The sequence below is a fragment of the Paenibacillus glycanilyticus NBRC 16618 genome, from assembly GCF_004000805.1.
GTDB classification, from domain to species: Bacteria; Bacillota; Bacilli; order Paenibacillales; family Paenibacillaceae; genus Pristimantibacillus; species Pristimantibacillus glycanilyticus.
In genome coordinates this window covers 45,018-71,835 of the sequence record NZ_BILY01000033.1, presented here as the reverse complement: position 1 = coordinate 71,835, position 26,818 = coordinate 45,018, and the positions used below count along the sequence as shown (strand labels likewise).

Below are 26,818 nucleotides of genomic sequence, written 5' to 3'. Positions count from 1 at the left end.
TTCATTGTTTGAATAACTGTAGAAGCGGGCTGTACTTATTGCGAATAACTGTTTTATCCCGCTTGCGGCAGCAAAAAAACGCCTGCTTCCTTGGGAGGAAACAGGCGGCTTAGCTTCAGGAGATTGATTTTTTTATGCGGAATTCCTTAGGCGTCGTGCCGAACTTGCTTTTGAATAGGCGGAAAAAATAGCTCTGGTTGCCGTACCCGACCTTCTCCATAATCTCGGTAATGGTGCCGTCCTCCTTGAGCAGCAGCTCCTGCGCCCGGCGCAGGCGGACGTCGTTGAGATATTCCGTAATGGTCATTCCGCAGCTGTCCTTAAACAGCTTGCCGACGTAAGCGGAGCTTAATTTGACGGTTGAGGCGATGGATTGCTGGCTCAAGTTGTAGTCGCTGTATTTTTGCCAGATGAGCTCCTTCACGGTTTCGATAATCATTTCGTTGCGCTCCATGCTGGAGGGCTTCGCTTCCTCGCATATCGCGGTGCAGAGGGACAGAAAAGCGAGATGAAGCTCATCCAGCGTATAGTAATCCTGCGGCAGGAGCGGGATGCGTTCGATGTCGACGGACAGCTGGGTAATGCGGTTGCTCGTAATCTCGGCCGCCGCGTTTTTGATAATCCAGGCCATATCGGCGATCGCTCTTCTCATATCCTCCAGCTGCAGCGCGGCCAGCAAGGCAAAAGCCCGTTCCAGCTCGCTGCCGGCTTCGGTCAGCTTGCCTTTCTTGATGGCCTCGGACAGCTTTTTCTCCACGTCGCCTGACAGAGACTTTTGCTTGTTCTCGAGATTTGTACGTATATCCTGTGTTTCTATAATCGCTTTGTAGCCCATTAGAATACTATACTGGCTAAGCTGATAGGACTGGTAATAGCTTGCGGACAGCTGGGTCAGCTGGGTAACGGTTTCGCCGATCCCGCAAGTGAGAGAGAGGTTGTAATAACGCTCGAGAATCTGCTGGACATCGAAGATAGCGGGTTTGACCGCTGCCGGATCAAGCAGCTCTTCCTTGCCGGACAGCAGGATGGTGAAATGATCCTCCTGCATATCGACCATCTCGCAGCGGAAAGCCCGCGACAGCACTTCCTTCGCGATATTCATAACCGCAAAGCTATGCAGCTTCTTCATGCCGGAGGATGTCCTTCGGTCGTATTCATCGTACCGGTCGAACCGGAGCGTGCAAACCATATACGGCCCGCTTGGCGCCAGCTGCAGCTCGTGCTTTCTGATCAGCTGCCTCATATCCAGCTCGGAAAGGCTGCGGTTATCGGTCAAAAACTTGCGGATATAGTATTTGCGAACAATCTGCTCCGAGCTGATCTCCTGCAGCTGTCCGGAGAGCTGCTCGTAAAGATCGCCCATGGCATCCAATTCGTTGCGCTTGCCCGAATCCGGGGCGGCATTCCTCATATGCGGGAGAATCCGCTTCAGCATTCCTTCGATTGGACCGTACAGCTTGTAGCTCAGCCAGACGGAGATTCCGATGGAGAGCAGGATAAAAGCGCCGGTCAGCGCGAAATTACGGGTCCGCATATCCGAGACGGCCTTCATGATCTCCTTGTAAGGCTGAATGTACAGAATCGTCCAGTCGCCGATGCCGTGCAGGTACGTAACCATCACCTTTTGCCCGCCGGAATTGCCGATCACGAAGCCGGAATCGTTCGATGCTCCGGTCGCCTCGTTAGGTGCTTGTATCAGCTTGCCTATGCTTGCTTGATCGAGAGGCAGGGTCTGCCGGGAATGGCCGCTGTCGAACAGCTGCCCGCCGGACGTTCGGATCAGAATCTCGCCGCTGCTCCCGCTGCTTATGCCGTTCAGCTTGCTTAAGCTGTCGAATACCCAGTCGGGCTTGATGAACAATATAATAGCCGATTGGCTTGGGGTGAACGGACCATACGAATCCGTGACGATAAACGCAAAGGCATCAATCTGGTTGGAATGCTGGAAGCTGAACGGGATGAGCCGGGATGCCGGCAAAGAACCTTCCGAGGAATGGAGCAGCCATTCGAGGATGCTGCTTTTTGTCGTGCCGCCATCTACCAGGAAATCGCTGGAGGAGCCGTACAGCTCCCGGGTTGAAGCGTTATAGACCGCCATCGAATGCAGGAACGAGGAGCTTTCAAGCATATTGTACATTTGCTGATAGCCGCGGATATAGTCCATTTTGGGCAGGTTGTTGCTGAACATCAGCGGAATCAAGGCGTTATCGCGAAAAGCGAAGGTAGACAGGTGGACGATGATTTCGTTCATATAAGAGAGGTTGTATTGGGTCTGGGTCAACACCTTGAGGTTCGCGTCCTCCTGGACATGCTTGACGGACCGCTCGAGCAGGTACGTATTGGCTGCGGACAAGCCGGTAAGGATTAGAGCCATCGTCAGCATGATTGAAAATAACACGCGCTTGAAATATTTTTTCGAGGTAAAGTAGCCGTACGCTTTCATGAGTATCCTGCCCCTTTATCCAGCATGTAGTCTCTCTATGTATAGTTGTAAACGCTGCCAAACCGTTGCGCAAGGGTTATTTTGGCCGGAATCACCTTGGAAAGCAGTGAACCGGATATCGTACGCTTTTTAGCGTTTTGTGCAGTTTACAGTATGGCGTATGCTGTGGCAGTGTGAAGTCAAACAGCAGGCAAAAGGCGGTGGGGCGATGCTTGAAATCTATGTAAGCGCATGGGGAAATGATCATGGGGACGGAAGCGAGGAGAAGCCGTTTCGCAGTATTCGGGAGGCTCAGGCGACCGTTCGTTCTATGGTGAAAAAAGGGGTGACCGGCGGAATAACCGTTATTGTGGGAGAAGGGACCTATACGCTTGATGAACCTCTCCGGTTTGGAAGCGGCGATGCAGGAGGGGAACGCTGCCTTGTTACATACCGCAATGCGGAGGGGCGGACAGCGGAGTTGATTGGCGGGAAAGTCCTGTCCGAATGGAAGGATGCGGGGAATGGAGTATGGACCGCGCAGGTGCCGAAGGGAGTGCGGTTTCATACCTTGTACGCCGATGGCAGACGTATTTCGAAAGCGAGAATGCCTGCCTCCGGTTATTACCGCTCGCTTCCGCTCGAAGAAGACGGACGGGCCGGCATCCGCTATGAGGAAGGGGAGTTTCCGGATATTCCGAAGGAGGACGCGGATAGCTTGCAGATTTATGTATGGCCGGGCGGCGGCGAAGCGAACTGGTTCGCGGAGACCATTCCGGTGGCCGGAATGAAAGAGGGCAAGATTTTATTTAAACGGCCTAGCTGCTGGGAAATTGGAGAAGGCTCCCGTTATTACTTGCAGGGCTCGCGTGCCTTTCTGCGGGAGCCTGGCCAATTCCATCTGGATGAGGCGGCAGGCTTGCTGTATTACCGGCCGCGAAGCGGGTCGCCGCTTCATGAGCGGGTGGTTGCTCCGGCTGTCGGCCGAATTTTGCATATCCAAGGAGATAGTGATGCGGAGAGGGTGTCCGGACTTACATTCTCGGGACTGACGTTTGCCTGCACGGACTTTACGGAGGACTTTCGGATGATGCGGGAAGAGCCCGGCATGGACAACGCGGAGCCCGATGAGAACCGGAACGGTATCGTATACATGCGGAATGCCCGCGGAATCGAGGTTTCGGACTGCGTTATTCGAAATTCCGGAACATGCGGGGTCTATCTCGACCGCAGCGTTGAAGGCGTGCGGCTGCTTCGCAACCGGATCGAGCGGATGGGGCATACCGGCATCTATGCCTCGGGCTATGCGCCGGGAGAAGGAGCTTTTCAAGATCAGCTTGCCGCTTATCGGAACAAAGGGCATTGCATAACGGACAATATCATCACGGATGGCGGCGAGCTTGTTGGTCATGGCAGCGGCATTGTGCTGTATCAGAGCGGAGATAATGAAATTGCTCATAACCGGATAGCGAACATGCCCCGTTACGGGATATCGATGAAGGGTCTTCGCTACCAGCGGATGCCGCAGGAGCTTTGGGGAGTTCCCGTAACCTGGGATAATCATGCTTCGTTTCTGTTCACCCGCAACAATGTCATTCGTCATAACGACCTGTCCAATGTCATGACCGACAGCCAGGACGGAGGCATCATTGAATCCTGGGGAATCGGCCGGGGCAACGCGATTTATGGCAACCGCCTTCATCATAGCGGCATCCATTTTTCCTTCGGATTCGGTATTTATCTGGATGATGCTTCAAGCGATGTGGAGGTGACCCATAATCTTCTTGATCATTTGTACCAGACGGGAGAAGGCAAGCTGTGGATGGCTATATTCTCGAAAGGAATCGGCAACCGGATTATCAACAACTTAATCGCGAATAACGAATCGGAATGCGCCTTTGGCACGCAGGAAATGGCTGGCGAGAGCAATAGGGATATTGTTATCCGTTCGAACATCGTATCGAATTCGGGATACATGTACGCGCATGTGAATTGGAGCGATGAGCGGCTGGCCTCGGCTGACTGTAATTTATACTGGCGAGGCGGCGAGCCTCCGCTTGTGACCAGCGAGGAGCTGCCGTTTCCGGCGGTTGGCGAGAGCAAGGTCTGGGGGAAGCTGTATCATTGGGACTCCTGGCGTTCGCTCGCGGATGGAAAGCTTGATGCGCAGACGATACTGGCACCTGCCGGTTTTGTGGACGAAGCAGCGGGAGACTACCGCTTGCTGCCGGCTTCTCAGGCCTACCGGCTTGGCTGGCAGGATATCGACTTCTCGCGGTTTGGTCCAAGATTGAACCCACAGGAAGGGCAGTGATTGAAACAGAAAACGCCCGGGCGGAAAATCAAGCCGATTCAATAAAAGCGCGACCCCTGGAAGGGCCGCGCTTGTCATATCATAAGGCCAGTTCAAATGCCTCTTAAACGCGTTAACCGCGCTTGCTTATACCGTCGTCCCCAGAGTCTTTTTGCCCGCCGCATAAGTGCCCGCCGCATTAGCTACGCGCGTTCCGAGAGCTTCGCCAAGCGCCAGCCCTTTCGCGAAGAGCGATTGGCTCAGCGGATCATGGGTATCCTCAACGGGAGATGTGACGCCAACGCCGTAATAACTGCCGTACAGCGCATTTGCGGGAATATTGGCCGGCAAGCCGACGATGATCATCCCTTGGTGAAGCATCGGCGTAATCAAGTTCAATAAGGTGGCTTCTATCCCGCCGTGGATGGTTGCAGTCGTGCAGAAAACGGCGCCGATTTTATCAACCAGCGTTCCGTTGGCCCATAAATAGCCGAGTTTGTCGATCCACTCTTTCATGCCGGAACTGATCGTGCCGAAGTGCCCGGGACAGCCCCAGATAATGGCATCCATCTGAGCGAGGTCTTTGACGTTCGCCTGTTTGACGTGATTGATGAAGACCTCCGCTCCTTCCACGCTTTCGGCACCTTTGGCAATGGAGCGGGCAAGTTGTTCCGTGTGGCCTGCTTCGCTATCGTAAACAATATAAATTTTCATCGTTTAATCTCCTCTCTTGGCTCTGAAAAAACGCGATTTCTCATTCGCTTTCTTTTTGCGGTTTGTTGAGCTTCTTAAGCGACTCCCGGTATGCCTTATCGTTCATTTCTTCCTGGCGGTCATCCTGTTCGGGAGTGCCTTTTAACCTTAGAATCGCCTTCCGGTATTCCTGATCGTTAAAGTGTTCGTTGTTCTTGTCTTTCGGCGGTTCAGGCGTAAGGAACCCGCGGATGGCGTTGCGGAATTCGCCGTCTGCGCTTTGCCGGTTCGAGCGATTTTCGTTGTTAGCCAATTCCGCGGCAGGCGCCGCCTCCTTCTCCGCCTTATCCGGCATCTGCACCGCCTCCGCAGTCTTATCCGGCACCTGCACCGCGTCCTCGGCAGGCTTCACCTTGCGGATGAAGAAGGCGAGCACGAGTGCGGCAATCGTCAACCATGTCGCGACGACGAACGATTGGTTAATACCGTAAATCGTCGATTGTATGGTGATTTCGCCCATTTTTGCTTTGTCGGACGGCGAGATGTTGCCGGTGATGATCAGCTCCTTCGCATGCGACGCGGCTTTGTTGGTCATGATGGTGACGAGGATCGCGGTACCAAGCGCGCCGGAGACGTTCCGGAGCGTTTGTGACATGGCCGAGCCATGCGCATTCAGGCGGCGCGGCAGCTGGTTGAGGCCAGCTGTCTGGATGGGCATCATCAGCATGGACATACCGAACATCCGAAGCGTATAGAAGAGCATCATGTGATTGTACGACGAATCGATTGCTAAATGACTGAATTCGTACGTCGTAACGGCTGTAATGGCGAGGCCGACGACGGCCAGCCAGCGTGCGCCGATTTTATCGAACACCATGCCGGTGATCGGCGACATGATACCCATCAGGATAGCGCCCGGGAGCAGCAGCAATCCGGATTCGAGAGGCGTAAAGCCGCGGATATTCTGCAGGAAGATCGGCAATAGAATCATGCCGGAGAACATGGCCATGGTAATAATGGCGTTGATCAACGCGGTAAGCGAGAACATCGGATACTTGAATACGCGCATCTCAAGCAGCGGAGCTTTCATCAATATCGAACGGACAATGAACAGAATGAGCGCAATCGCGCCGACGGCCAAGCAAACGATGACTTCGGTGGAATCCCAGCCTTCCGTACCCGCTTCACTGAAGCCGTATAACAGGCCGCCAAAGCCAAGAGTGGATAGCACGACGCTCAGAATGTCGAGATTAGGCCGGGACGTTTTGATGACGTCCTTCATCGAGAAAGCGCCGAATACAACGGCGAGAATGGAGAGCGGCAATACGATATAGAACAGCACATGCCAGTCGTAGTGCTCGACGACCCAGCCGGAGAGCGTTGGTCCTACGGCCGGTGCGAAAATCATCGCAACGCCCATCAGGCCCATCGCTTTGCCGCGCTCTTCGACGGGGAAGATGGTCAAGGTGACGATAGTCATCAGCGGCATCAGAATGCCGGCGCCGCATGCCTGTACGAGACGCCCGGCTAACAAAGAGCTGAAGTCGCCCGACAGGGCGCATACGATCGTACCGATCGCGAATAAGGATGAGGCGACCAGAAACAACTTCCGGGTCGTAAACCGATTGATCAGATAAGCGCTGATTGGGACCAGCACGCCGTTCACCAGCATGTAGCCGTTGGACAGCCATTGGATCGTGCTTTCGCCGACGTCAAGATCTGCCATCATTTTCGGCAACGCGACGTTAAGCACGGTTTGGCTCAATAGAGCCACGAACGCCGCGATGAGCAAGGAGGCCATTATCGGCCCTTTGCGCAATTGATTGGACACAGCTGTTGTCATGGCTTAAGCTTCCTCCTTGGATTGTTTTAGTAAACGCAATACTTCGTTCTGGAGCCGGCTCAGCTCGCGGTGATCTTGCTCGGTCATGGACAGCAGGGGACGCATCATATTCATGCGCGTCGCATCCGTCTCGCGCCAGAGCTCCTTGCCTTTCTCAGTCAGCTTCATCGTCATCGCCCTGCGATCCGCTTCCGTTCGTTCGCGCTCCAAGATGCCTGCCTTCACCATCCGGTCCACGATGCCGCTCATCGTGCTGTTGCCCACATTCAGCTTCTCGGCCAGCTCGGACATGCGGATTTCGGGGGTTTCGTGCAGTACTCGCAGCACCAAAAGCTGAAGAGCGGTCAAGTTATGCTTGCTAGCCGCTTTGGATAATATCTGGAAAAAGACTTGATTGATTTCGCGATAAGCTTGAAAAATGCCCACGATCCGCTGTTCTTCCACTGCAGCTTTCCTCCAAAAATAGTTTGCGTGCGAATTATTATGAACTAAAGTAATATGAGGTGTCAATCAGACTTCTGGCCGTTAGTTTCCGCAAAGGTCCTGCTGCTTATCCCGTAACCGAGGGTTTGGTACTTCTTTCCCAATGTTGTGAAAAGGTCATATGATGTCGGTTCTGGAAAGAAAATATCCGATCTTCGCAGGACCGATTACCGGTCATTGCATCTTTGAATCAGCCCTGCTATAATCAACGATAATTATTCGAGTTTGAATGAAGGAGTTACGCATATGCGGACATTCGCGTTTAATCAACTTCATCATCACTACAAAAAGCGTTAGCACCCCTGATACAAAAATTCAGGGAGGCTAACGCCATTCGCGTTGGCCTCCCTGCGGCATACGTGACGCGCAGGACCAAGAGGTCCTGCGCGTTTTTTATTTTAAAATATAAGAAAGTATACGTTTTTCTATACTGTGCTTATATTTCATTCGCGAAACGTATGCTGCCCCTCCTAAGGACGGCGCAGCCGTTTACGCTTGCCCAAAATAAAAGGAGAGTGCCGGGTTATGCAAAACGTAAAAGGAACCTACGATTTTTTCGGAAAGGAACAAGCCGTCCGCCAGAAGGTTAGAGGGGTGCTGCAGGAGGTTTTCGAGCTGTACGACTTTGAGAGCATGGAGTCTACGGTGCTTCACGAGCTGGATTTATTGACCTCCAAATATGCGGGCGGCGACGAGATATTGAAGGAGATGTACCGGTTCACGGATCAAGGCGGAAGGAAGCTGGGGCTGCGTTACGATTTGACGATTCCTTTCGCGAAGGTCATGGCTTTGAATCCCGGAATCAAGCTTCCGTACAGACGGTACGAGATCGGGAAGGTTTTTCGCGATGGTCCGGTGAAGCGCGGCCGCTTGCGGGAATTTCTCCAATGCGATGTGGATATGGTAGGCGTTGAGGGGCCAGAAGCGGAAGCGGAGCTGATGCTGATAGCGGTTGAGGTGTTCAAAAGGCTCGCCATTCCGGTCACGCTGCGCTGGAATAACCGCCGGTTTTTAAGCGAAATATTGGGTGCGGTAGGCGTGCCGGCGGAGGAAAGCCTGTCCGTGATGCTTACGCTCGACAAACTTGAGAAGATAGGCAGCGATGGCGTTCTGGCGGAATTGAGGGACAAAGGAATTTCGAGGTCAGCCGTTGAGGAGATTGCAGAGCTTATTGCCATGGATGAACCTTCTTTCGGCCTTCTGGCGGGGCGCTATGGTCTCAAGGAATCGCAAGGAGCTGCCGAGGTCCGCGCTCTTCAGATGCTGATCGACAAGCTTAAGCTTTCGGACATTTGCCGCTTTGATCCTTTTTTATCGCGGGGATTGTCGTTCTATACGGGAACCGTCTATGAGATTTTTGATGCCAGCGGCGTTTATGCATCCAGCATAGGAAGCGGCGGGAGGTACGACGCGATAATCGGCAAGCTGATCGGGAACGAGGATATGACTTACCCGGCGGCAGGCTTGTCGTTAGGCATGGAGTCCATCATGGAAATGATCCGGGACCGGCCATTCCCGGGGCAGGCTCCAAAGGTCGTTGTCCTATCCATCGGCGATACAAGGGGGGATGCCTTGATGGCTGCGACCGTCCTGCGCTCGGGTGGGATTCAGACCGGTATGGAGCCGGCGGGCAGAAAGCTGAAAAAGGCTCTGGCCTCGCTTGAAAGCAGGGCGATCCGTTACGCGCTGCTTATTGGCGAGGAAGAAGCCCGAACCGGCAAAGTGCGGCTGAAAGACATGAAGGCCAGGGAAGAGTATGTGGTTCCGCTTGATGAAGCATTATATCTATTAGAAAAGAACGAAACGTAAGCTAACCGTCTTCGTCACGCCTTCTGCGCCATAACCGTGCTCATCGCATGCTGATGGGGAATGCCGCTGGAGTTGCAGTCGAACACGATCTCGGCGCTGTCTTTAATCAGCCAGTCCCGATAGTGCGACAACAGCTCGCCCGAATGCCATTTGTAGGCATGAGGTTCGTTTTCAGGCGGCGGGGCGATAAACGGTTTATGCACGAATACGTTCAGGACATGGATTCCGCCGGGGTTAGTGAACTGCTTGTAGTTCGCGAATATCTCCTGGCGGAACTCAGGCTTGATGTAATGAAGAACCCCGCTGGAATAAATAATGTCGTATGGCTTGTCGAGACGGAAATCCAGCACATCCGCTTTCAACACGTTAACCTGGACGCCAGCGTATTCGGCCAGCCGTTTTGTTTTCTCAATGCCGGCATCCGAAACGTCGATTCCCGTTACCTCATAACCGTTCCGGGCGAAAAATACCGCGTCCCTGCCTTCACCGCAGCCAATATCCAGAAGCTTCAGCCGCCTGCTCGGCGGCATAGCCTTCAGCACCTCGTATACGCCGCTGTTCGGCTCCGTTCCCCAATAATAATTTTCCGTCTTATATTCTTCTTCATAAATCGTAATCGGCTTATCCTGCGAGACGTAACCAAGCAGTTTGTCGATGCTGACTTCAAGCGTGCGGCATAACTCCGGCACTAGCGAGAGGTCCGGCATAGTCACGGCGTTCTCCCATTTGGATACGGCCTGGAACGAAATGCCCAGCCTGGTCGCCAGCTCCTCTTGCGTTAATCCTCTTTCTTTCCGGTAAATGGCGATGTTCCGCGCCAGTTTCTCCTTCATGTTCGCTCACGCTCCTTTTGATACTCCTCATTCTATTGAAGTTACCCCAGCCGGACAATAACGCATGGATTGAACTTTCGCCGGACTCAACCTGCGGTTGAGATTTGTAGAAGTTTGGCTAAAGAGAGTATACTGGAGGTATCTTGGGCCATTAGCAGGAGGGCAGTCATCCATGTTTACGCAATCAGAACCAATCGGGATTATTCAGAATCATATAAAAGTATTCCAGGCCACGGAAGGGGATACGCCAGCCGTGCTGGGACTGCTGGTGCAGACGGCGGAATGGCTGAAGAGCAGAGGCTCTACGCAGTGGAGCGGACTGCTGCAGGGCGAAGACTCCCATCGTACGCCGGAAGCGATCAAACGCGGGGAAGTGTATATTTTCGTACAGGATGATACGCTTATGGGGATGGTTATGCTGATGCAGCAGGCGAGCCCTTGGGATCGCGAGCTGTGGGGCGAGGAAGGGCATGAGAGCTCGGTCTATCTGCATCGTCTTAATATTAACCGCGCAGCCGCGGGGAGTAATCTCGGCGAGGCTATCGTGCAGTGGTCAAGCACGGGCATTCATTTCCCGGGTAAAGACCGGATCAGGCTGGACTGCATCGCCAATAATCCGAAGCTGAACGACTTCTACCGCAGCACTTGCGGTTATGAATTCAAAGGCACCGCAGCCAATCCAATCGGCGATTTTAACCTGTATGAGAAAAAGGTATCGGAACAGTAATCTTATTCTTGCTATTCCGATAAACTTACTATACAATCTTCTCAATTCATTATTCATTTTATGGTTAAAGGAGAATCCAAGATGATGCAACCGATCCATCCCGCCGAGGTTCAACGACGACTGGAAAGCTTGAAAGATCAAGATGTCTATGTTCATCTTGAGATGACGACAGGAGCATACGCGGCTCATAACGATGCTTCCAAGCATCCGGCCGCTACTTTTATATCGAATGCCGTTATTCAATATTCGCATGGTTTGATATCCGGGAACGGTCCTTTCCGTGTCGGACTCAAAATGCAGCAGGGCTGGGTTTATTCGGAAGGCTTGACCCATTATGAAGAGAGCGAAGCCGAACGGCTTATCCTCGCCGGCCATGACCAGCAGGGCAAGCTTGTTGTCGCTTTGCAACTCAGCCGGGAGCCTTTTTAAGTTGGAGCTTTCTTTTAGAAAGGAGAGTAAAATACATGGAACGTATATTAGTAGTTCTGCCGCATCCGGATGATGAAGCATTTACAATGTCGGGTACGCTGGCGCAGTTGATCGATCAAGGCGCGCAGGTTACCTACGCCTGCCTGACCCTTGGGGAGATGGCGCGGAACATGGGTTTTCCGCCGTTCGCAAGCCGGATAACGCTGCCGCAGATTCGCCGGGGCGAGCTTGAAGAGTCCTGCGCGGCGATAGGAATCCAGGATCTGAGAATGCTTGGCTTCCATGACAAAACGATTGAGTTCGAGGACAAAGTGTTCCTTGATGAACATATTCATGCTCTTATTGAAGAAGTGAAGCCTGACGTTATCTTCACGTTTTATCCGGGCTACAGCGTTCATCCGGACCATGACGCAACCGGGGAAGCCGTTGTTCGGACGGTCGGAAGACTGCCGGAGGAAGAGCGGCCGCCTGTCTATTGCGTAGCTTTCTCCCGAAATCATGAGCAGTTTATCGGCAAGCCGGATATCTCGTTTGACGTGCGGGATTATACGAAGAACAAGATGGCTTCCATCCGGGCTCACCGCTCCCAATTCAACAGTTCCGAAATCTTCGGGAACAAGCAGCACACGGACAAAGAGGTTCAGGAACGCTTGGGAACGGAGAGGTTCTGGACTTATAAGTTTGAAAGCTGGAAATAACCAATAAAAAGCTGGCCCTTGTGCATCGATGCACAAGGGCCGGCTTTTTTAGCATTTATTTTTTCGCAGCTTTTATTTCACCCTCAAGTTTATCGAGCTCGCCTTGCAGCGTCTCGGCAGGAATATCGATAACAACGCTGCCTCCATTGGAGTCTTTTTTAACAGATTCAATAATTTCGGGATCTTGGTACAGCTTGGCGATTGCGCGGTAGGTTTCGTTGTCTTTGTCTTCAACGCGTGTCGCAAATACGTTCAAGTATGGACGAGTTGTTTCCGACAATGGATCGTCATGGAAAATAGCATCCGACAGTTTTAATCCGGCTTGACCTGCGATACCGCCATTAATGATCGAAGCGGCAACGTCCGGCAATACGCGTGGTGTCTGCTGAGCAACAACCGGTACGATTTTCAGTTTATGCGGGTTATCCACGATATCATCCGGCGTGCCGTAAAGGCCAACATTGTCTTTCAGCTTCAGAAGACCGGCAGCTTGCAGGACGAGAAGGCCGCGGCCTTGGTTCGCCGGATCGTTAGGGATCGCGATTTGAGAGCCGTCCGGAATTTCGGATACGTCCTTGTACTTCTTGGAATAGAGACCAAGCGGCGATACAACGGTTGAGCCGATTGGTACAATGTTCAGGTTATGCTCAATGTTGAACTGGCTTAGGAAGGCCAGATGCTGGAACGAGTTCACATCCACTTCCTTGTTGGCAAGCGCCAAGTTCGGCAGGGTGTAGTCGGAGAATTCAACAAGCTCGATTTCCACGTTTAACTGTTCTTTCGCCTTTTTCTTCAGAAGCGGCCAGGTTTCCCCGTCTGTACCGGATACCCCGATTTTGACCTTAATCGGTTCTGCCGGTTTTTCCGGAGCAGCAGATTGTTCTGCCGTCGTGTTTGCAGCCGATGGGGAAGCGTTGGCTGCTGCCTTATTATCCGAGTTAGCCGATGCAGACGTGTTGTTTGCAGCTTTGTTACTGCCGCAGGCCGACAGGACTCCTACGATTAAGATCAGCAGAAGACTTGCAAGTACAGCATGTTTTTTCATGTTTGACACTCCTCTATTTTTGTTTTTATTAAAATATAAGAAAGTATAAGTTTCCTCCATACTGTGCTTATATTTCATCCACGAAACGTCCCGGATTAACGGCGTAAAAACTTGCGAGACACCGTATTGCCGAGGAATTGGGCGATCTGTACAAGGATGATCAGCACCACAATGGTGACGAGCATGACCGAGCCGTCAAAGCGCTGATAACCGTAGGTCATGGCCAGATCGCCAAGCCCGCCGCCTCCGACCGTTCCGGCCATAGCGGAGAAGTCAATAAGCGCTACCGTCATGAAGGTGAGTCCGAGAATAAGAGGGCCAAGCGCTTCCATGATGAGTACCCCGACGATAATTTGCACGGGGCTAGCCCCCATTGCTTTGGCCGCTTCAATGATGCCGGGATCAACGGCAACCAGATTGTTTTCCACAACCCTTGCAATAACGAAGGCCGCGACGATGGTCATCGGGAAGATGGCAGCCCAAGTACCGATTGTCGTACCGATTACGGCCCGGGTGAAGGGGCTGATCGTCACAAGGAAGATAATGAACGGTACGGGCCGGATAATATTGATGGCGATGTTCAGCAGCGAGAAGATAAAGGCGTTCTCCAGAATGTTGCCTTTGCGGGTTACGAAGAGCAGCAGTCCGATAACCAGCCCCAGGATGGCTCCAAATATAAGAGTGAAAATAACCATCGTAATCGTCTGGCCGGTCGCTTCGAGAATGCGTGGCCAGAACGTATTCCAATCAACTTTCATGATCAATAACCTCCCTTACCTCTACGTTTTGGCTTAGCTCGTGAATGAGCGGTTCAAGTTGCGGCGTCCGCTCCGGGAACTCGACGATGAGGCTGCCAAATAGCTGGCCCTGCAGCTCGTTGATGCTTCCGTAAATGATGTTGAAATCCGCGTTGTACTTCCTCGCTGTCTGGGACAGAATGGGCTCGCTTGTCGCTCCGCCTCTGAATACGATCCGGTAAAGCCTGCCTTTGTGGCTTTTCTTGAGTGTTTCCAGCAGCTTCGGAGAAAGCTTGTCGTTCTGCACGGAGCTGATGAAGTTGCGGGTTGTTTGCTTTTGCGGGTTCGCAAATATATCAAACACCTGCCCCTCTTCAATAACCCGGCCGTTCTCCATGACCGCTACTCTATCGCAGATGGAACGGATAACATGCATTTCGTGCGTAATCAGAAGAATGGTGATCTTATACTCTTCGTTCACTCGTTTCAGCAGCTTTAGTATCTCGCCGGTTGTCTCCGGGTCAAGGGCTGAGGTTGCTTCATCGCAAATGAGAATATCCGGCGAAGTAGCCAGAGCCCTCGCAATACCAACGCGCTGCTTCTGGCCTCCCGACAGCTGCTCGGGATACTGGTCGGCTTTATCCTCGAGCCCAACGAAGCTTAGGAGTTCGGCTACCCGGGCTTTAATCTGGTCTTTCGGAATGCGGGCAAGCTTCAGCGGATACGCGATATTGCCGTACACGGTACGGGAGTTGAACAGGTTAAAGGTTTGGAAGATCATCCCGATTCGTCTGCGCAGCTGCCGGAGCTCTCGCGAAGGGATGGAGGTTACGTCCCGGTCGTTAACGACGACTCTACCGCTTGTCGGTTTTTCAAGTAAATTGACCAGCCGAAGCAGGGTGCTTTTGCCGGCGCCGCTGAAGCCGATAACTCCGTAAATCTCTCCTTTGGCGATGGAGAGAGAGACGTTATCGACTGCGTTAACCGCCTTTTTTTGAGACAGGAAGGTTTTGGACACCGATTCAAACTTGATCAAGTGAGGTTCTCTCCTTTAGCGCGTATTACTTTTATAAAGTTTAGTAAACGCATTTGTATAGTCGGTATAAAAATAAAAAGCGGCCTCTTCTCTCGGAAAGAAGAGGCCGCCGAATCAGAACAGGCTCTTCCAGTCTTTGATCAAGACATGGGTTCGCACAGTTCTGAAATGATCAGTCATCTGTATCGAAAACAACATTATGATGGGATGTGTTGCTTATCCATCCCTTGCTGGGCGCGGGTTTTCTTAATTCCGTGTGCCCAACTTGGCATTTACTATAAAGTGTCCCGGGCGGCATTGTCAATCCCTAAAATTTCAAAAAAATTCTAACAGAGAACGCTCTTGACATCCATATTTATACAGTGATAGAGTAGCCTCACATTCTAAACCTGTTTTGTTTGATCGGAATAGTAAGTTTTATACGACATAAGATTTGAAGAGAGGACAGGTGACTTCACTTGGCAAAACAGATCTTGTTTAATGTGTTCGAGATGTCCAGCGCGATGCATAATTCGCATGGGCTCTGGAAGCATCCGGCTAACGAAAGAACGCGTCGCTATAAGGATCTGGACTATTGGACCGAGCTTGCGTTGCTGCTGGAAAGAGGCAGGTTTGATGCACTTTTTCTGGCTGACGTGATAGGGGTCTACGATGTCTATCAGAAAAGCAAAGACGCTTCGATCCGCGATGCGGTTCAGGTACCGCTCAATGATCCGGCGTTCGCCATCCCCGCGATGGCATCGGTGACGGAGCATTTGTCTTTTGCCCTGACCGTCAGCACGACCTATGAGCACCCTTATGCGCATGCCCGCAGAATGAGCACGCTGGATCACCTGACGAAAGGGCGCTTTGCCTGGAATGTCGTAACTTCCTATCTGCCAAGCGCGGCCCGTAATTTCGGGCTAAACGAGATGATTAAGCATGATGACCGGTATGAACTGGCAGATGAATTTCTGGATGTGTCGTATAAGCTGTGGGAAGCGAGCTGGGAAGAGGGCGCTGTCGTAAACGACCGGGAGAACAAAGTATTCGCCGATCCCGCGAAGGTGCATGAGATTAACCATGAAGGACGGTTTTTCCGTGTGCCCGGCCCCCATTTGAGCGAACCTTCGCCGCAGCGTACCCCGGTTATTTACCAGGCGGGCTCTTCGCCCAAAGGCAAGGAATTTGCCGCCAAGCATGCGGAATGCCTGTTTGTTGGCGGACCTACGCCCGAGCACACGAAGCAGTCCATTCAAGAGGTTAAGAGGCTGGCAGAATCATATGGCCGCAATCCGGACGATATCAAGGCCTTTACGTTCTTGAATGTTGTCGTAGCGGAGACGACGGAGGAAGCGGAGGCGAAATTCGAAGAATACAAGCGGCTGTGGAGCGGCGAAGCGGCGAAAGCGCAATACGGCGGCTCCAGCGGGTATGACCTGTCGGAATATACCGACTTGGATGCCGTCTTTGAATATAAGCATACCGAGCATGGCCAATCGCGGGCTGCGTCGCTGACGAAGGATAATCCGAAGAAGCTGACGGTCCGCGAGGTGCTCGAAAGCTTTGATACCCTGAAGCGGAGATTCGCTATCGTTGGCAACCCGCAGCAGGTTGCCGACGGAATTCAAGCCTATTTCGAAGCGACAGGAGTGGATGGCTTTAACCTGACGCATATGATTACGCCGGGCAGTCTCGTCGACTTCGTTGATCTGGTCGTTCCCGAGCTTCAGAAGCGCGGGATTTACAAGACGGAATATGCGCCCGGCACTTACCGGGAGAAGCTGCTTGGTCAAGGCAAGCGTCATCTGCAGAAGGGCCATCCGGGGGCTAAATACCGGCATGCAGAGAAGAGCACCGTGTAGAGGGAAGGAGGAGGTGCCGGAATGACCTCTTCGGTACAACAGTTCACAAAAACGGCAAAGCCGCTGCCCCATGCGCTGGAGCTTGCTTATAAGCTGGGCGGATTGCCGCTGGACTTTAAGCGGCGAGGAGTCACTCTTACGAAGAATCAGCAGGGTAATGAGCTGGATATCACCTTCGGTGAGCAGCAAAGCTTTTCGGTTCGCTGGGATGAACCTTTGGCGGGCCTGGCCTTGCTGGCGGAGGAGAAAGACAGCCGCGTTATTCTTGGCTTGACCCAAATTCAGCTTCGCGGCTCCATTCTGGTCCGGGCTGATTCCCGTATCCGGCGTATGCAGGAAGCGAATGTAATCGGTATTCCGAGGATTGATGACAGCATCCCGGATCCCTGGTATATGTCCGCCGACCGGGCCGTTCAGCGTATTGCGCGCAGTTATCCAGGCTGCAAAATCAAACATGCTTTGCTTAACGTTAACGTGCATACGGTTGATCATCAACAAAATCAAGCCGTTGCCCAGCGGCTGGCTGAAGCGCTGCTGTCGGGCGAAGCAGACGCCGTATACGCGGAGGGTGCACTCGACCAAGGGCTGCGAACGCTGCTCGGAGCACGTTCCATTCATGATGAAATAGTTGCCTTGCCGGTACTCTTAACAGCCCCCAGGACATTTGTTGAACAGCAGCCTGAAGCTGCCGCAAGGCTGATTGCGCATACCGGGGCGGCTGCGCGGTGGGCGGACCAACATGCGGATGATGCGTACCGGCTGCTTGGACATGTGACCGGTGTAGCCGAGAAGGAATTGTCGGACGTGTTCTCCGGCAGGCTGCATGCGCAGCTTGATATCGAACCGTCGTCGGACAAATGGGCGGAGCTGCAGGGAATTCAGGATTGGCTGGCGGACAATCAATATTTGCATCAGCCGCTGGAACCGGAGGAGTATGTTCCGCAAGAGCTGCTCCGCGAAGCCCAGTTGCTGCTGGAAGGAGGAGCTGTCGGGCAGCCGAAGCCAAAGGAACTGTCCCCTTACGCATTAACGGATTTGCCGCAGCATTTTTTTGCGGGTCGCCAACCTGCAAGGGTATTAAAGACGGAGAAGGAAGCGCTCGAGGCGGCTTCTCGGTTCGCGGAATCGGTTAAAGCCGGAGCTTCGGAGCGGGACAGGGAGCGGAGGCTTCCGCTGGCTGAGCTGAGGGAATTGTCCGAAAGCGGCCTGCTTGGCGTGACCGTACCCCAGTCGTACGGAGGGGCTGGCGTCACAGTGGCAGTCTTGACGGAAATCATTCGGATTATTTCCAAAGCGGACAGCTCCCTCGGACAAATCCCGCAAAACCATTATTACTTCCTGAAATCCGTTGAGCTGGTAGGAACGGAGGAGCAGAAAAGGCTCTTCTTCGGGGAAGTGCTGCGAGGAGCCTTGCTCGGTAATGCAATTGCGGAGCGGGGCGTGAAGAAGGACTTCAAGCATATGTCTACGCGGCTTGCGAGAACTGCAGGGAATACGGGCTACCGGTTATCCGGCACGAAATTTTATTCGACGGGCGCCTTGTACGCCCAGTGGATTCCGGTGGCCGCGCTGAATGAAGAGGACAAACGGGTAATCGTCTACGTGCCAAGGCATGCCCAAGGGGTAACGGTCATTGACGACTGGTCCGGCATCGGACAGCGGACTACCGGAAGCGGAAGCGTCATTTTGCGGGATGTGGACATTCCGGAGCATTATGTGCTGCCGCAATACCAGATATTCGACTTGCCCAATACGTATCTGGCGTTCGGGCAAATTCTGCATGCGGCTATTGATGCGGGGATTGCGCAGGCAGCCATCGAGGACGCTGCGGTCTTCGTCAGGGAGAAAACCCGGCCTGTGTATGGCAGCAACGCGGAGCGGGCATCGGATGAGCCCGATCAGATCCGGCGATTTGGCGAGCTTGGCATTAAGCTGTATGCCTCCGAAGCGCTTTTGGAGAAAGCGGCCGCAGCTATCGACAAGGCTGTGCTGGAGCCTACATCGGATCACGTCGGGCAAGCCGGACTGCTTGTTGATTCCGCGAAATACAGCATGACCGAAACGGTGATCGAAATAACGAACGCATTGTTTGAAACGGCGGGCACGGCGTCTATGGACCAGAAATACAACTATGACCGGCATTGGCGGAATGCTCGGATTCATACCCTCCACGATCCGGCACGGCTGAAGCTTCATCATGTCGGCAAATGGGTGCTTAACGGCGAATATCACGAATACAAAATGTAGATGAAGGGGGGAGTTATTATGGAGTACCGGACAATAGGCAGAACGGGCGTTTACGTGTCGAGCTTATGCTTTGGCACCATGTCGTTTGGCGGCAATGCGGACCGCGAAACCTCCCAGGCTTTATATAACCGCAGCCGGGAGGCGGGCATTAACTTTTTCGATACGGCCAACGTGTACAGCGAGGGAATTGCGGAGGGGTGGCTAGGCGAATTTATAGCCGGCCACCGCAATGAGCTGGTTATCAGCTCGAAGGCTGGGTTCCCTGTCGGGCAGGGCTTAAATGACCGCGGGGCATCGCGCAGGCACCTCATTTTGCAGGTGGAGGAAAGCTTGAAGCGGCTCCGTACGGATTGGATCGATTTTTATTTTATACACCGTTTTGATCCGGCAACGGATATCGAGCAGACGGTCCGGGCGCTGGACGATCTTCAGAAGCAGGGCAAAATCGGATTCCCGGCGGTCAGCAACTGGGCAGCCTGGCAAATTGCAAAGGCGCTTGGCATTTCCATTCACCAGAGCCTGGCGCGTTTTGAACTGATTCAGCCTATGTACAATCTGGTCAAGCGGCAGGCGGAGGTGGAAATTTTGCCTCTGGCACAATCGGAGCAGCTTGGCGTGATCTCGTATAGCCCGCTTGGCGGCGGGCTTCTTACCGGCAAATACGGCTTGTCCCATAAACCGGACTCTGGCCGGCTGGTGGAAGTAAAGAACTACGCGACCCGTTATGGGGAAGACAGCTATTACGAGACGGCTGACCGGTTCCGGGCCTACGCGGACGAGCATGGCTATCATCCCGCATCGCTAGCTGTTGCCTGGGCGGGCAGTCATCCTGCTATTACGGCACCAATCATCGGCGCGCGTAGTGTCGAGCAGCTGGAATTCTCCTTGGCTGCCGCGGACATTGCGTTAACCCCCGACCAAAGAAACGAGATTTCCCGGTTGTCGGCAGAGCCGCCGCTTGCGACGGATCGCCGTGAAGAGCAGCAATACGTTTGATTTTATATAAAAACTTAATTGGAAAAGAGGAATGAACGATGAGCGAAACAAACAACTATGGCTTGGAGACTTTGGCGGTGCATGCGGGACAGCAGATTGACCCGACAACCTTATCCCGGGCGGTGCCGATTTACCAGACAACGTCGTACGGCTTTCGCGATACGGAGCATGCGGCCAACCTGTTTGCGCTGAAGGAATTTGGCAATATCTATACGCGGGTCATGAATCCGACCACAGATGTATTCGAGCAGCGTATTGCCGCGCTCGAAGGCGGAGCCGGAGCGCTTGGCGTTGCTTCTGGACAGGCGGCTATTACAACGGCCATTCTCAACATTGCAGGTGCCGGCGACGAGATTGTATCCTCCGCTTCGCTGTACGGCGGCACTTATAATCTGTTTGCCCATACGCTTGCCAAGCTGGGTATCAAGGTTATATTCGTCGATTCCAGCAATCCGGAGAACTTCCGCAGCGCCATTACGGATAAGACAAAAGCAATCTATGGCGAGACGATCGGCAATCCAAAAGGCGATATCCTCGACATTGAAGCGGTAGCGGCAATCGCTCATGAGAACGGTATTCCGCTTATCGTCGATAACACGTTCCCAAGTCCTTACCTGCTGCAGCCGATCAAGCACGGCGCGGATATTGTTGTTCATTCGGCGACTAAATTCATTGGCGGGCATGGCACGACAATCGGCGGCGTAATTGTTGACGGCGGTAATTTCGATTGGGAAGCAAGCGGCAAATTCCCGGGCCTCACCGAGCCGGATCCAAGCTATCATGGCGTGGTGTATACGCAGGCAGTAGGGCCAATCGCCTATATAATCAAAGCTCGTGTACAGTTGCTCCGCGATTTGGGTGCCGCGCTGTCGCCGCTCAGCTCGTTCCTGCTGCTGCAAGGGCTGGAAACGCTCCATCTTCGCCTGGAGCGCCATAGCTCCAATGCGCTGGAAGTGGCGCGGTATCTGGAGAACCATGAAGATGTCGAATGGGTAAGCTACCCTGGCCTGCCAAGCCACCCTTCCTATGAGCTCGCGCAAAAATATTTGCCTAACGGCCAAGGCGCGATCCTTACCTTTGGTATTAAAGGCGGAGCGGAAGCGGGGAAACAGCTTATTCAGAACGTGAAGCTATTCTCGCATCTAGCGAATGTCGGCGACTCCAAGTCGCTTATTATTCATCCTTCCAGCACGACCCATGCCCAGCTGAAGGAAGACGAACAGCTTGCAGCCGGCGTAACGCCGGGGCTGATCCGTCTTTCCATCGGCACGGAATCCATCCGTGATATTATTGACGATCTGGCTCAAGCAATCGAGGCGGCGAAAGGCGTTCCGGTCGCTCAATAACAGTGTGCATTTACAAAAACCTCACTTCATAGTGAGGTTTTTTGCTCTTCTTCCGCGAATACTGAAAGACAGGTTTTCTATAATTTAGGCGAAATGGTATAGTAATTGATAGAATCATTGCAAAAGGGAGAGGATGGCATGAAGCAGGCAGAAGTTACGTCGTTCATCGAGGAGCTGGTGCAGCCGTGGCAGGCCGAGCTGGCAAGCAGCCTTCGGGATATGGTCCACGAGACTGTGCCGGGTGCGGAGGAACGGATTCAATACAAGAAGCCCCATTTTTTGAAAAATGGCAAATACGCCGCGGTTATCTCGACAGCGAAGGATGCCGTCAGCTTTGTTATTTTTAACGCAGCTGAAGTGGAATTCCCTGAAGGGCAGTTCGACGGTCCGCCGGAACGAAAAACAATCAAATTCAAAGCAGGGCAAGCGGCTGATTTCGATGTGCTCGCCAATCTGTTGAAGCAGGCATCAGAGTCGTTGTAATCCGGCAGGAGAGAGCTTGCAAGTTAGTGGAAGGGATTCTCATTAACTTGCAGGCTCTTTTTCTGTTTAAACATTATAATGTTTGTTGACCGCTCCACCTAATCGATGTAATCTAACATTATAACGTTATACTACATGTCTGTTGCAGAAAAAGGTGGCGGAATGGAATTGATATGGCGGAACGTAAAGCTGTTGGACCGTTTAGAGAGGGTCGACATTGTGATGGGTGCGGATGGCCGGATTGCGGAGCTGTCGGATGCATGCACGGCAGAAGGCGGCAATGTAATGGATTGTACCGGCATGTACGCCTCGAGCGGGTGGATTGACCTGCATGTGCATGCGGTTTCAGGGCTTGCGCCATATGGCGATGAGATTGATGAAATTGGCGTGAGGCATGGCGTAACTACGATTGTTGACGCGGGAAGCTGCGGCGCGGACCGGATTGACGAGCTGGCTGCAAGCCGGGCTGAGGCAAGGACGAGAGTATTGGCGCTATTGAACGTATCCCGGCTTGGCCTGCAGCGGGTCGATGAGCTGTCGGAGCTTCAATGGATTGACCGGAAAGAGGCGCTAGAGGCTATTGCCCGTCACCCGGCGTTTATCGTGGGGTTAAAGGCGAGGATGAGCGGAAGCGTTGTCGGCCGAAGCGGCCTGGAGCCTTTGCGGCTGGCGAGGGCTTTGTCCGTAGAAAGCGGTCTGCCGCTTATGGTCCATATCGGCTCGAGACCGCCCGGAGTGGAAGAGATCCTGCCACTGCTTCGGGAGCGCGACGTGGTGACGCATTATTTGAACGGCAAGCGGGATAACCGGTTGTTTGATCATAATGGCGGCGCCTTGCCGGTTCTCAAGGAGGCGCTGGACAGAGGTGTTAGGCTGGACGTTGGGCATGGGACGGCAAGCTTTTCGTTCGAAGTGGCGGAGATGGCGAAACATGCGGGAATCCGGTTTGACACGATCAGCACGGACATTTACCGGGGCAACCGGCTGAACGGTCCGGTGCATAGCTTATCTCAGGTGCTGACGAAGTTTCTAATGTTAGGCTATTCATTGGAAGAGATTATCGCGGCGGTGACGGTCCGACCTGCCGGCTGGCTTGGCAGACCGGAACTTGGGCGCATTCAGATAGGCCAGCCCGCGAACCTGACTTTATTCGAGGTGGTGGACAGCCCGTCGGAGCTGCTGGATTCCGAAGGCGAGAAAAGAACGGCGGGGCAAACGATTCAGGCGAGGGGAGTATATACGAATGGACAGTACTTTGCATGCTAGATACGGGTTGAAGAGAGTTATTAACGCCAGCGGCCGAATGAGCATTCTAGGCGTCTCCGCGCCGACCGATTCGGTTATGGAGGCAATGAAGCTAGGCGGACAAAGCTATGTGGAGATTGCCGATCTGGTCGACAAAGCAGGCGACTATGTTGCAGGGATTATCGGCTCCGAGGCGGCCGTCATCGTGAACTCCGCTTCCAGCGGCATTGCGCTGTCGGTTGCGGGAATCGTGACGAAGGGAAGCCGGCGGTTGGCGGAAAAGCTTCATCAAGAGCCAATCCAGCAGAACGAGATTATTATTCTCAAAGGCCATAACGTGCAATACGGAGCGCCGGTTGAAACGATGGTTTACTTGGGCGGCGGCAGGCTGGTGGAGGTTGGCTACGCGAACGAAGGAACAGCCGGGCATATCGAGGAAGCCATCAATGAACGCACGGCAGCTATCCTGTACGTGAAGTCCCATCATGCCGTGCAGAAGAATATGATCAGCGTCGAGGAAGCCTGGGAAGTCGCGCAGCGCCGGGGCGTGCCGATGATCGTGGACGCGGCGGCGGAAGAGGATCTGCGGAAATACGTCCAATATTCCGACCTTGCCATTTATAGCGGCTCGAAGGCGATTGAAGGACCAACCTCCGGCATTGTAGGCGGCAAGCGGACCTATATCGAGTGGGTGAAAATGCAGCTTCACGGCATCGGACGAAGCATGAAGGTCGGCAAGGAAACGTCCTTTGGCCTGCTTCAGGCGCTGGACGAATACCGCGATAAGCCGGATAACAGCGAGCGGGAGAAGGCAGCGCTGAACAAGCTCCTTCCGCTTTCCGAGCTTCCCGGCATAAAGGTAACGATAGTGCAGGATGAAGCGGGAAGAGCGATATTCCGCGCAAGAATTCAAATCGATCCAGCCCTGTCCGGTACAACGGCAAAGGCCGTCAACGATGGGCTGCGGGAAGGCGACATTGCGATTTATACCCGGGATTACGGCGTAAAACAGGGCTATTTCGATATTGATCCCCGTCCGTTAACGGGCGACGATATGGAAGTCATCGAAGCACGCATACGAGAACTGGCAGGAGGCCGCAACCATGTCTAATATGACGAAACGATTGTATAAAGGACGCGCTGCGCTTAATGTGCTCGCGGGCAGCATCGGTAATGCGAAGGATGTATTCGAGGCGGCGGAGGGCTACGTGTTGGTTGGCGTTTTGTCCAAAAACTACCCGAATGTGGAGGCTGCGGTAGAGGCCATGCGTGAGTACGGTCTCGCGATTGACGATGCCGTATCCATCGGCCTTGGCGCGGGGGATAACCGCCAGGCGACCGTTGTTGCGGAGATTGCGAAGCAGTACGGTGGTACGCACATTAACCAGGTGTTCCCTTCCGTAGGAGCAACGCGCGCTAATCTCGGAGAAAAAGACAGCTGGATTAACAGCTTGGTATCCCCAACCGGTCAGGTTGGTTACGTCAATCTGTCAACGGGACCGGCCAGCGCGGCGGCGCAGGAGCAGGCTATCGTGCCGGTGAAGGCGGCGATTGCGATTGTCCGCGATATGGGCGGCAATGCTCTGAAATATTTTCCGATGAACGGACTAGCCTGCGAAGATGAGCTTCGGGCGGTTGCCAAGGCATGTGCCGAGGAAGGCTTTGCGCTTGAGCCGACAGGCGGCATTGATAAGGGGAACTTCGAGGCTATTCTGCGAATAGCGCTGGAAGCGGGCGTACCGCAGGTTATTCCGCATGTGTATTCCTCGATTATGGATAAGGCAACAGGGGCAACCAGAGTGGAGGATGTGCAAGAGCTGCTGATCACGATGAAAAAGCTGGTCGACCGCTATGGCGGCTAAGCGGATCGCGGCTTTTGGAGAAGTGATGATGCGGCTGCAGACGCCGGGCTTCCAGCTGTTGACGCAGGCGGACAGCTTGTCTTATTCGTTCTCGGGCACGGGCGTTAACGTGATGTCGGCACTCTCGCGGTTTGGTTATGCGGCGTCCCTCATTACGCGGCTGCCGGATAATCCGCTGGGCGAAGCGGCAATCGGAAGCTTGCGCAGGCTTGGAGTGGCAACGGAGCTTATAGAGCGCGGCGGACGATATATCGGCATGTATTTTCTCGAGAATGGCTTTGGTTCCCGTCCTAGCCGCGTCACTTATACGAACCGGCAAGAAAGCAGCTTTAATACGGCTCCTGCCGATATTTACGATTACGACCGGATTTCCGCCGAACTGGACGTTCTTCATCTATGCGGCATTGCGCTGGCGATGAATGACGGCGTCCGGCTCCATATGCGGAAGCTGGCCGAGGCGGTGAAGAAGCGGGGCGGAGTGGTCGTGTTTGATTGCAACTACCGCCCTGCTTTATGGGGCGATGACGGCTATGGCGCGGCGAGGCCTCATTATGAGCGGATGCTGCAGCTGGCGGATATGGTCATGATGAACGAACGGGATGCGATCCATATTTTGGGGATGCAGGCTGCGGCAGCGGAGCGCGAGGAACAGCTCGTCGAACTGATTCCGGTGGCGGCGGACCGTTATGGCATTTCCGTTATCGCAGGCACGCATCGTACCGTTAATGCCGACAATACGCATTCGCTGCGTGGTTTTCTTTACAAGAAGCAAACCTTTTCTTTTTCGCCGGAGCGGTCGTTTATGGTGTATGATCGGATTGGAGCCGGCGATGCTTATACGAGCGGGATCATTCACGGGGAACTGCAGGGGTTTGCTCCCGAGAAGACGGTAAGCTTCGCGGCGGCCGCAGCCCTATTGGCGCATACTACGGCCGGAGATACGCCAATGTCGTCCGAACGGGAGGTTATGAGGGCGATGGCGGAGAAGGCGGCCGATGTGGAAAGGTAGGTAGAACGGCAATGAAGCTGGTACGAAACAACAGCCCTTTGTATATACAAGTGATGAACATTATAAAAGACCGGATTTTGCACGGGGTGTACCCGGTGGATGCGAATATTCCATCCGAGCCGCTGCTGGAGCAGGAATTCCAGGTCAGCAAAATAACGGTACGCAATGCGATCAAGGCGCTGGTGCAGGAAGGGTACCTGGAGACGAGCAGCGGCAAAGGCACGAGAGTCATCCGCAATACCTCCTCCTCCAAGCTGTCCAAGCTGAAACGGTTCACGGAGGTTCTGGTAGAAGAGGGACATCAGATCGGCAAGCAGCTGCTGCGCGCGGGACTTTCGAATAACGAAGAAGGAACGGAGCCGTATCGTCTGTTCGGGCCGCAAGCTTTGAAGATCGACAGGTTGTATCTCCTGAACGGGACGCCCTATATTCATTACACGCATTATTTGCCGGCGAAGCTGCACGGCAGCGCGGACGTTCTTAGGATCCAATCGCTATACGACTGGCTGGAGGAGCAGGGCTTTGTACCCGAGCATTACCGGGATGAATTTGCCGTATCGCCGGCCCCGGACGAAGTGCAGGAAGCACTCGGAATGACTGCGGGACAAGCTATCGTGCTGAAGCGTTCCCGGTTTGCGTATGGCCCCGACGACGATTTGATTGAGTACAGCGTTGGCTTTTATAATACGGATATGCATCCTTACGTCGTTAATTACGATGTGTAAGGACCAAGGAGGC

At 53.6% G+C, this 26,818-nt stretch carries 23 protein-coding genes; 15 read left to right on the top strand and 8 right to left on the bottom strand.

Going from position 1 to position 26,818, the window contains the following annotated elements:
• Window positions 1-115: 115 nt before the first annotated feature.
• Window positions 116-2,443, bottom strand: a complete 2,328-nt coding sequence (locus PGL01S_RS22690; RefSeq protein WP_127496851.1) for a helix-turn-helix domain-containing protein — start codon at window positions 2,441-2,443, stop codon at window positions 116-118.
• A 208-nt stretch (window positions 2,444-2,651) separates the two neighbouring features.
• Between PGL01S_RS22690 and PGL01S_RS22685 the strand changes: the two genes are divergently transcribed.
• Entirely contained in the window at window positions 2,652-4,736 is a 2,085-nt protein-coding gene (locus PGL01S_RS22685; RefSeq protein WP_164775565.1) for a right-handed parallel beta-helix repeat-containing protein, read from the top strand.
• A gap of 126 nt (window positions 4,737-4,862) precedes the next feature.
• Here the strand turns inward: PGL01S_RS22685 and PGL01S_RS22680 are convergent, their stop codons facing one another.
• From PGL01S_RS22680 to PGL01S_RS22670, 3 genes are read right to left on the bottom strand one after another with little or no spacing between them, the layout of a single operon-like run.
• Window positions 4,863-5,429 (bottom strand): NAD(P)H-dependent oxidoreductase, encoded by a 567-nt coding sequence (locus PGL01S_RS22680; RefSeq protein WP_127496849.1) that lies wholly within the window; start codon window positions 5,427-5,429, stop codon window positions 4,863-4,865.
• A gap of 40 nt (window positions 5,430-5,469) precedes the next feature.
• The gene (locus tag PGL01S_RS22675) at window positions 5,470-7,251 is read right to left on the bottom strand and encodes a DHA2 family efflux MFS transporter permease subunit (RefSeq protein ID WP_127496848.1); all 1,782 of its coding nucleotides are present in this window, start codon (window positions 7,249-7,251) and stop codon (window positions 5,470-5,472) included.
• A gap of 3 nt (window positions 7,252-7,254) precedes the next feature.
• Window positions 7,255-7,695: a MarR family winged helix-turn-helix transcriptional regulator gene (locus tag PGL01S_RS22670; RefSeq protein WP_127496847.1), complete on the bottom strand. Its 441-nt coding sequence runs from the start codon at window positions 7,693-7,695 to the stop codon at window positions 7,255-7,257.
• A 564-nt stretch (window positions 7,696-8,259) separates the two neighbouring features.
• Between PGL01S_RS22670 and PGL01S_RS22665 the strand changes: the two genes are divergently transcribed.
• Window positions 8,260-9,543: a histidine--tRNA ligase gene (locus PGL01S_RS22665; RefSeq protein WP_127496846.1), complete on the top strand. Its 1,284-nt coding sequence runs from the start codon at window positions 8,260-8,262 to the stop codon at window positions 9,541-9,543.
• Window positions 9,544-9,557: 14 nt separating this feature from the next.
• On the opposite strand, the gene PGL01S_RS22660 is transcribed toward PGL01S_RS22665, so the two are convergent.
• The gene (locus PGL01S_RS22660; RefSeq protein ID WP_127496845.1) at window positions 9,558-10,376 is read right to left on the bottom strand and encodes a methyltransferase domain-containing protein; all 819 of its coding nucleotides are present in this window, start codon (window positions 10,374-10,376) and stop codon (window positions 9,558-9,560) included.
• 172 nt (window positions 10,377-10,548) lie between these two features.
• On the opposite strand from PGL01S_RS22660, the gene PGL01S_RS22655 reads away from it, so the two are divergent.
• From PGL01S_RS22655 to bshB2, 3 genes are all read left to right on the top strand, one after another.
• Window positions 10,549-11,103 (top strand): GNAT family N-acetyltransferase, encoded by a 555-nt coding sequence (locus PGL01S_RS22655; protein ID WP_127496844.1) that lies wholly within the window; start codon window positions 10,549-10,551, stop codon window positions 11,101-11,103.
• An 84-nt stretch (window positions 11,104-11,187) separates the two neighbouring features.
• On the top strand, window positions 11,188-11,532 hold the full coding sequence (locus PGL01S_RS22650; RefSeq protein ID WP_116394239.1) for a YojF family protein: 345 nt from the start codon (window positions 11,188-11,190) through the stop codon (window positions 11,530-11,532).
• Between the two features lie 35 nt (window positions 11,533-11,567).
• Window positions 11,568-12,230, top strand: a complete 663-nt coding sequence (gene bshB2 / locus PGL01S_RS22645; RefSeq protein WP_116394191.1) for a bacillithiol biosynthesis deacetylase BshB2 — start codon at window positions 11,568-11,570, stop codon at window positions 12,228-12,230.
• A 55-nt stretch (window positions 12,231-12,285) separates the two neighbouring features.
• On the opposite strand, the gene PGL01S_RS22640 is transcribed toward bshB2, so the two are convergent.
• From PGL01S_RS22640 to PGL01S_RS22630, 3 genes are all read right to left on the bottom strand, one after another.
• The gene (locus PGL01S_RS22640; RefSeq protein WP_127496843.1) at window positions 12,286-13,275 is read right to left on the bottom strand and encodes a MetQ/NlpA family ABC transporter substrate-binding protein; all 990 of its coding nucleotides are present in this window, start codon (window positions 13,273-13,275) and stop codon (window positions 12,286-12,288) included.
• 95 nt (window positions 13,276-13,370) lie between these two features.
• The gene (locus PGL01S_RS22635) at window positions 13,371-14,033 is read right to left on the bottom strand and encodes a methionine ABC transporter permease (protein WP_127496842.1); all 663 of its coding nucleotides are present in this window, start codon (window positions 14,031-14,033) and stop codon (window positions 13,371-13,373) included.
• Window positions 14,023-15,048 (bottom strand): methionine ABC transporter ATP-binding protein, encoded by a 1,026-nt coding sequence (locus tag PGL01S_RS22630; RefSeq protein WP_127496841.1) that lies wholly within the window; start codon window positions 15,046-15,048, stop codon window positions 14,023-14,025. The genes PGL01S_RS22635 and PGL01S_RS22630 overlap by 11 nt, the downstream gene beginning before the upstream one ends.
• 458 nt (window positions 15,049-15,506) lie before the next feature.
• Between PGL01S_RS22630 and PGL01S_RS22625 the strand changes: the two genes are divergently transcribed.
• The 10 genes from PGL01S_RS22625 (at window position 15,507) to PGL01S_RS22580 (ending at window position 26,805) form a co-directional block, all read left to right on the top strand.
• Window positions 15,507-16,892, top strand: coding sequence for an LLM class flavin-dependent oxidoreductase (locus tag PGL01S_RS22625; RefSeq protein ID WP_127496840.1), 1,386 nt, complete (start codon window positions 15,507-15,509; stop codon window positions 16,890-16,892).
• A gap of 21 nt (window positions 16,893-16,913) precedes the next feature.
• Window positions 16,914-19,139: an SfnB family sulfur acquisition oxidoreductase gene (locus tag PGL01S_RS22620; protein WP_218032380.1), complete on the top strand. Its 2,226-nt coding sequence runs from the start codon at window positions 16,914-16,916 to the stop codon at window positions 19,137-19,139.
• An 18-nt stretch (window positions 19,140-19,157) separates the two neighbouring features.
• Window positions 19,158-20,135 carry an aldo/keto reductase gene (locus tag PGL01S_RS22615; protein ID WP_127496839.1) on the top strand — a complete coding sequence of 326 codons (978 nt, stop codon included), beginning with the start codon at window positions 19,158-19,160 and terminating at the stop codon, window positions 20,133-20,135.
• A gap of 38 nt (window positions 20,136-20,173) precedes the next feature.
• Window positions 20,174-21,481 (top strand): homocysteine synthase, encoded by a 1,308-nt coding sequence (locus PGL01S_RS22610; protein ID WP_127496838.1) that lies wholly within the window; start codon window positions 20,174-20,176, stop codon window positions 21,479-21,481.
• 138 nt (window positions 21,482-21,619) lie between these two features.
• A complete protein-coding gene (locus PGL01S_RS22605) occupies window positions 21,620-21,964 on the top strand; it encodes a DUF1801 domain-containing protein (protein WP_127496837.1) in 345 nt (114 codons plus the stop codon).
• Between the two features lie 162 nt (window positions 21,965-22,126).
• Entirely contained in the window at window positions 22,127-23,230 is a 1,104-nt protein-coding gene (locus PGL01S_RS22600; RefSeq protein ID WP_127496836.1) for an amidohydrolase/deacetylase family metallohydrolase, read from the top strand.
• Entirely contained in the window at window positions 23,208-24,320 is a 1,113-nt protein-coding gene (locus PGL01S_RS22595) for a DgaE family pyridoxal phosphate-dependent ammonia lyase (protein ID WP_127496835.1), read from the top strand. Before PGL01S_RS22600 ends, PGL01S_RS22595 begins: the two co-directional genes overlap by 23 nt.
• Complete coding sequence (gene dagF / locus PGL01S_RS22590; RefSeq protein WP_127496834.1) at window positions 24,313-25,071, top strand: 2-dehydro-3-deoxy-phosphogluconate aldolase; 759 nt, start codon at window positions 24,313-24,315, stop codon at window positions 25,069-25,071. The genes PGL01S_RS22595 and dagF overlap by 8 nt, the downstream gene beginning before the upstream one ends.
• Window positions 25,061-26,080: a sugar kinase gene (locus PGL01S_RS22585; RefSeq protein ID WP_127496833.1), complete on the top strand. Its 1,020-nt coding sequence runs from the start codon at window positions 25,061-25,063 to the stop codon at window positions 26,078-26,080. Before dagF ends, PGL01S_RS22585 begins: the two co-directional genes overlap by 11 nt.
• Window positions 26,081-26,091: 11 nt before the next feature.
• Entirely contained in the window at window positions 26,092-26,805 is a 714-nt protein-coding gene (locus PGL01S_RS22580; RefSeq protein WP_127496832.1) for a GntR family transcriptional regulator, read from the top strand.
• The last annotated feature ends 13 nt before the right edge of the window (window positions 26,806-26,818 follow it).

Excerpts from the sequence above, each read along its gene's own strand:
- PGL01S_RS22690 (WP_127496851.1), bottom strand. The coding sequence starts at position 2,443 with ATGAAAGCGTACGGCTACTTTACCTCGAAAAAATATTTCAAGCGCGTG.
- PGL01S_RS22685 (WP_164775565.1), top strand. The coding sequence starts at position 2,652 with ATGCTTGAAATCTATGTAAGCGCATGGGGAAATGATCATGGGGACGGA.
- PGL01S_RS22680 (WP_127496849.1), bottom strand. The coding sequence starts at position 5,429 with ATGAAAATTTATATTGTTTACGATAGCGAAGCAGGCCACACGGAACAA.
- PGL01S_RS22675 (WP_127496848.1), bottom strand. The coding sequence starts at position 7,251 with ATGACAACAGCTGTGTCCAATCAATTGCGCAAAGGGCCGATAATGGCC.
- PGL01S_RS22665 (WP_127496846.1), top strand. The coding sequence starts at position 8,260 with ATGCAAAACGTAAAAGGAACCTACGATTTTTTCGGAAAGGAACAAGCC.
- PGL01S_RS22660 (WP_127496845.1), bottom strand. The coding sequence starts at position 10,376 with ATGAAGGAGAAACTGGCGCGGAACATCGCCATTTACCGGAAAGAAAGA.
- PGL01S_RS22655 (WP_127496844.1), top strand. The coding sequence starts at position 10,549 with ATGTTTACGCAATCAGAACCAATCGGGATTATTCAGAATCATATAAAA.
- PGL01S_RS22650 (WP_116394239.1), top strand. The coding sequence starts at position 11,188 with ATGCAACCGATCCATCCCGCCGAGGTTCAACGACGACTGGAAAGCTTG.
- bshB2 (WP_116394191.1), top strand. The coding sequence starts at position 11,568 with ATGGAACGTATATTAGTAGTTCTGCCGCATCCGGATGATGAAGCATTT.
- PGL01S_RS22640 (WP_127496843.1), bottom strand. The coding sequence starts at position 13,275 with ATGAAAAAACATGCTGTACTTGCAAGTCTTCTGCTGATCTTAATCGTA.
- PGL01S_RS22635 (WP_127496842.1), bottom strand. The coding sequence starts at position 14,033 with ATGAAAGTTGATTGGAATACGTTCTGGCCACGCATTCTCGAAGCGACC.
- PGL01S_RS22620 (WP_218032380.1), top strand. The coding sequence starts at position 16,914 with ATGACCTCTTCGGTACAACAGTTCACAAAAACGGCAAAGCCGCTGCCC.
- PGL01S_RS22615 (WP_127496839.1), top strand. The coding sequence starts at position 19,158 with ATGGAGTACCGGACAATAGGCAGAACGGGCGTTTACGTGTCGAGCTTA.
- PGL01S_RS22610 (WP_127496838.1), top strand. The coding sequence starts at position 20,174 with ATGAGCGAAACAAACAACTATGGCTTGGAGACTTTGGCGGTGCATGCG.
- PGL01S_RS22605 (WP_127496837.1), top strand. The coding sequence starts at position 21,620 with ATGAAGCAGGCAGAAGTTACGTCGTTCATCGAGGAGCTGGTGCAGCCG.
- PGL01S_RS22600 (WP_127496836.1), top strand. The coding sequence starts at position 22,127 with ATGGAATTGATATGGCGGAACGTAAAGCTGTTGGACCGTTTAGAGAGG.
- PGL01S_RS22595 (WP_127496835.1), top strand. The coding sequence starts at position 23,208 with ATGGACAGTACTTTGCATGCTAGATACGGGTTGAAGAGAGTTATTAAC.
- dagF (WP_127496834.1), top strand. The coding sequence starts at position 24,313 with ATGTCTAATATGACGAAACGATTGTATAAAGGACGCGCTGCGCTTAAT.
- PGL01S_RS22585 (WP_127496833.1), top strand. The coding sequence starts at position 25,061 with ATGGCGGCTAAGCGGATCGCGGCTTTTGGAGAAGTGATGATGCGGCTG.
- PGL01S_RS22580 (WP_127496832.1), top strand. The coding sequence starts at position 26,092 with ATGAAGCTGGTACGAAACAACAGCCCTTTGTATATACAAGTGATGAAC.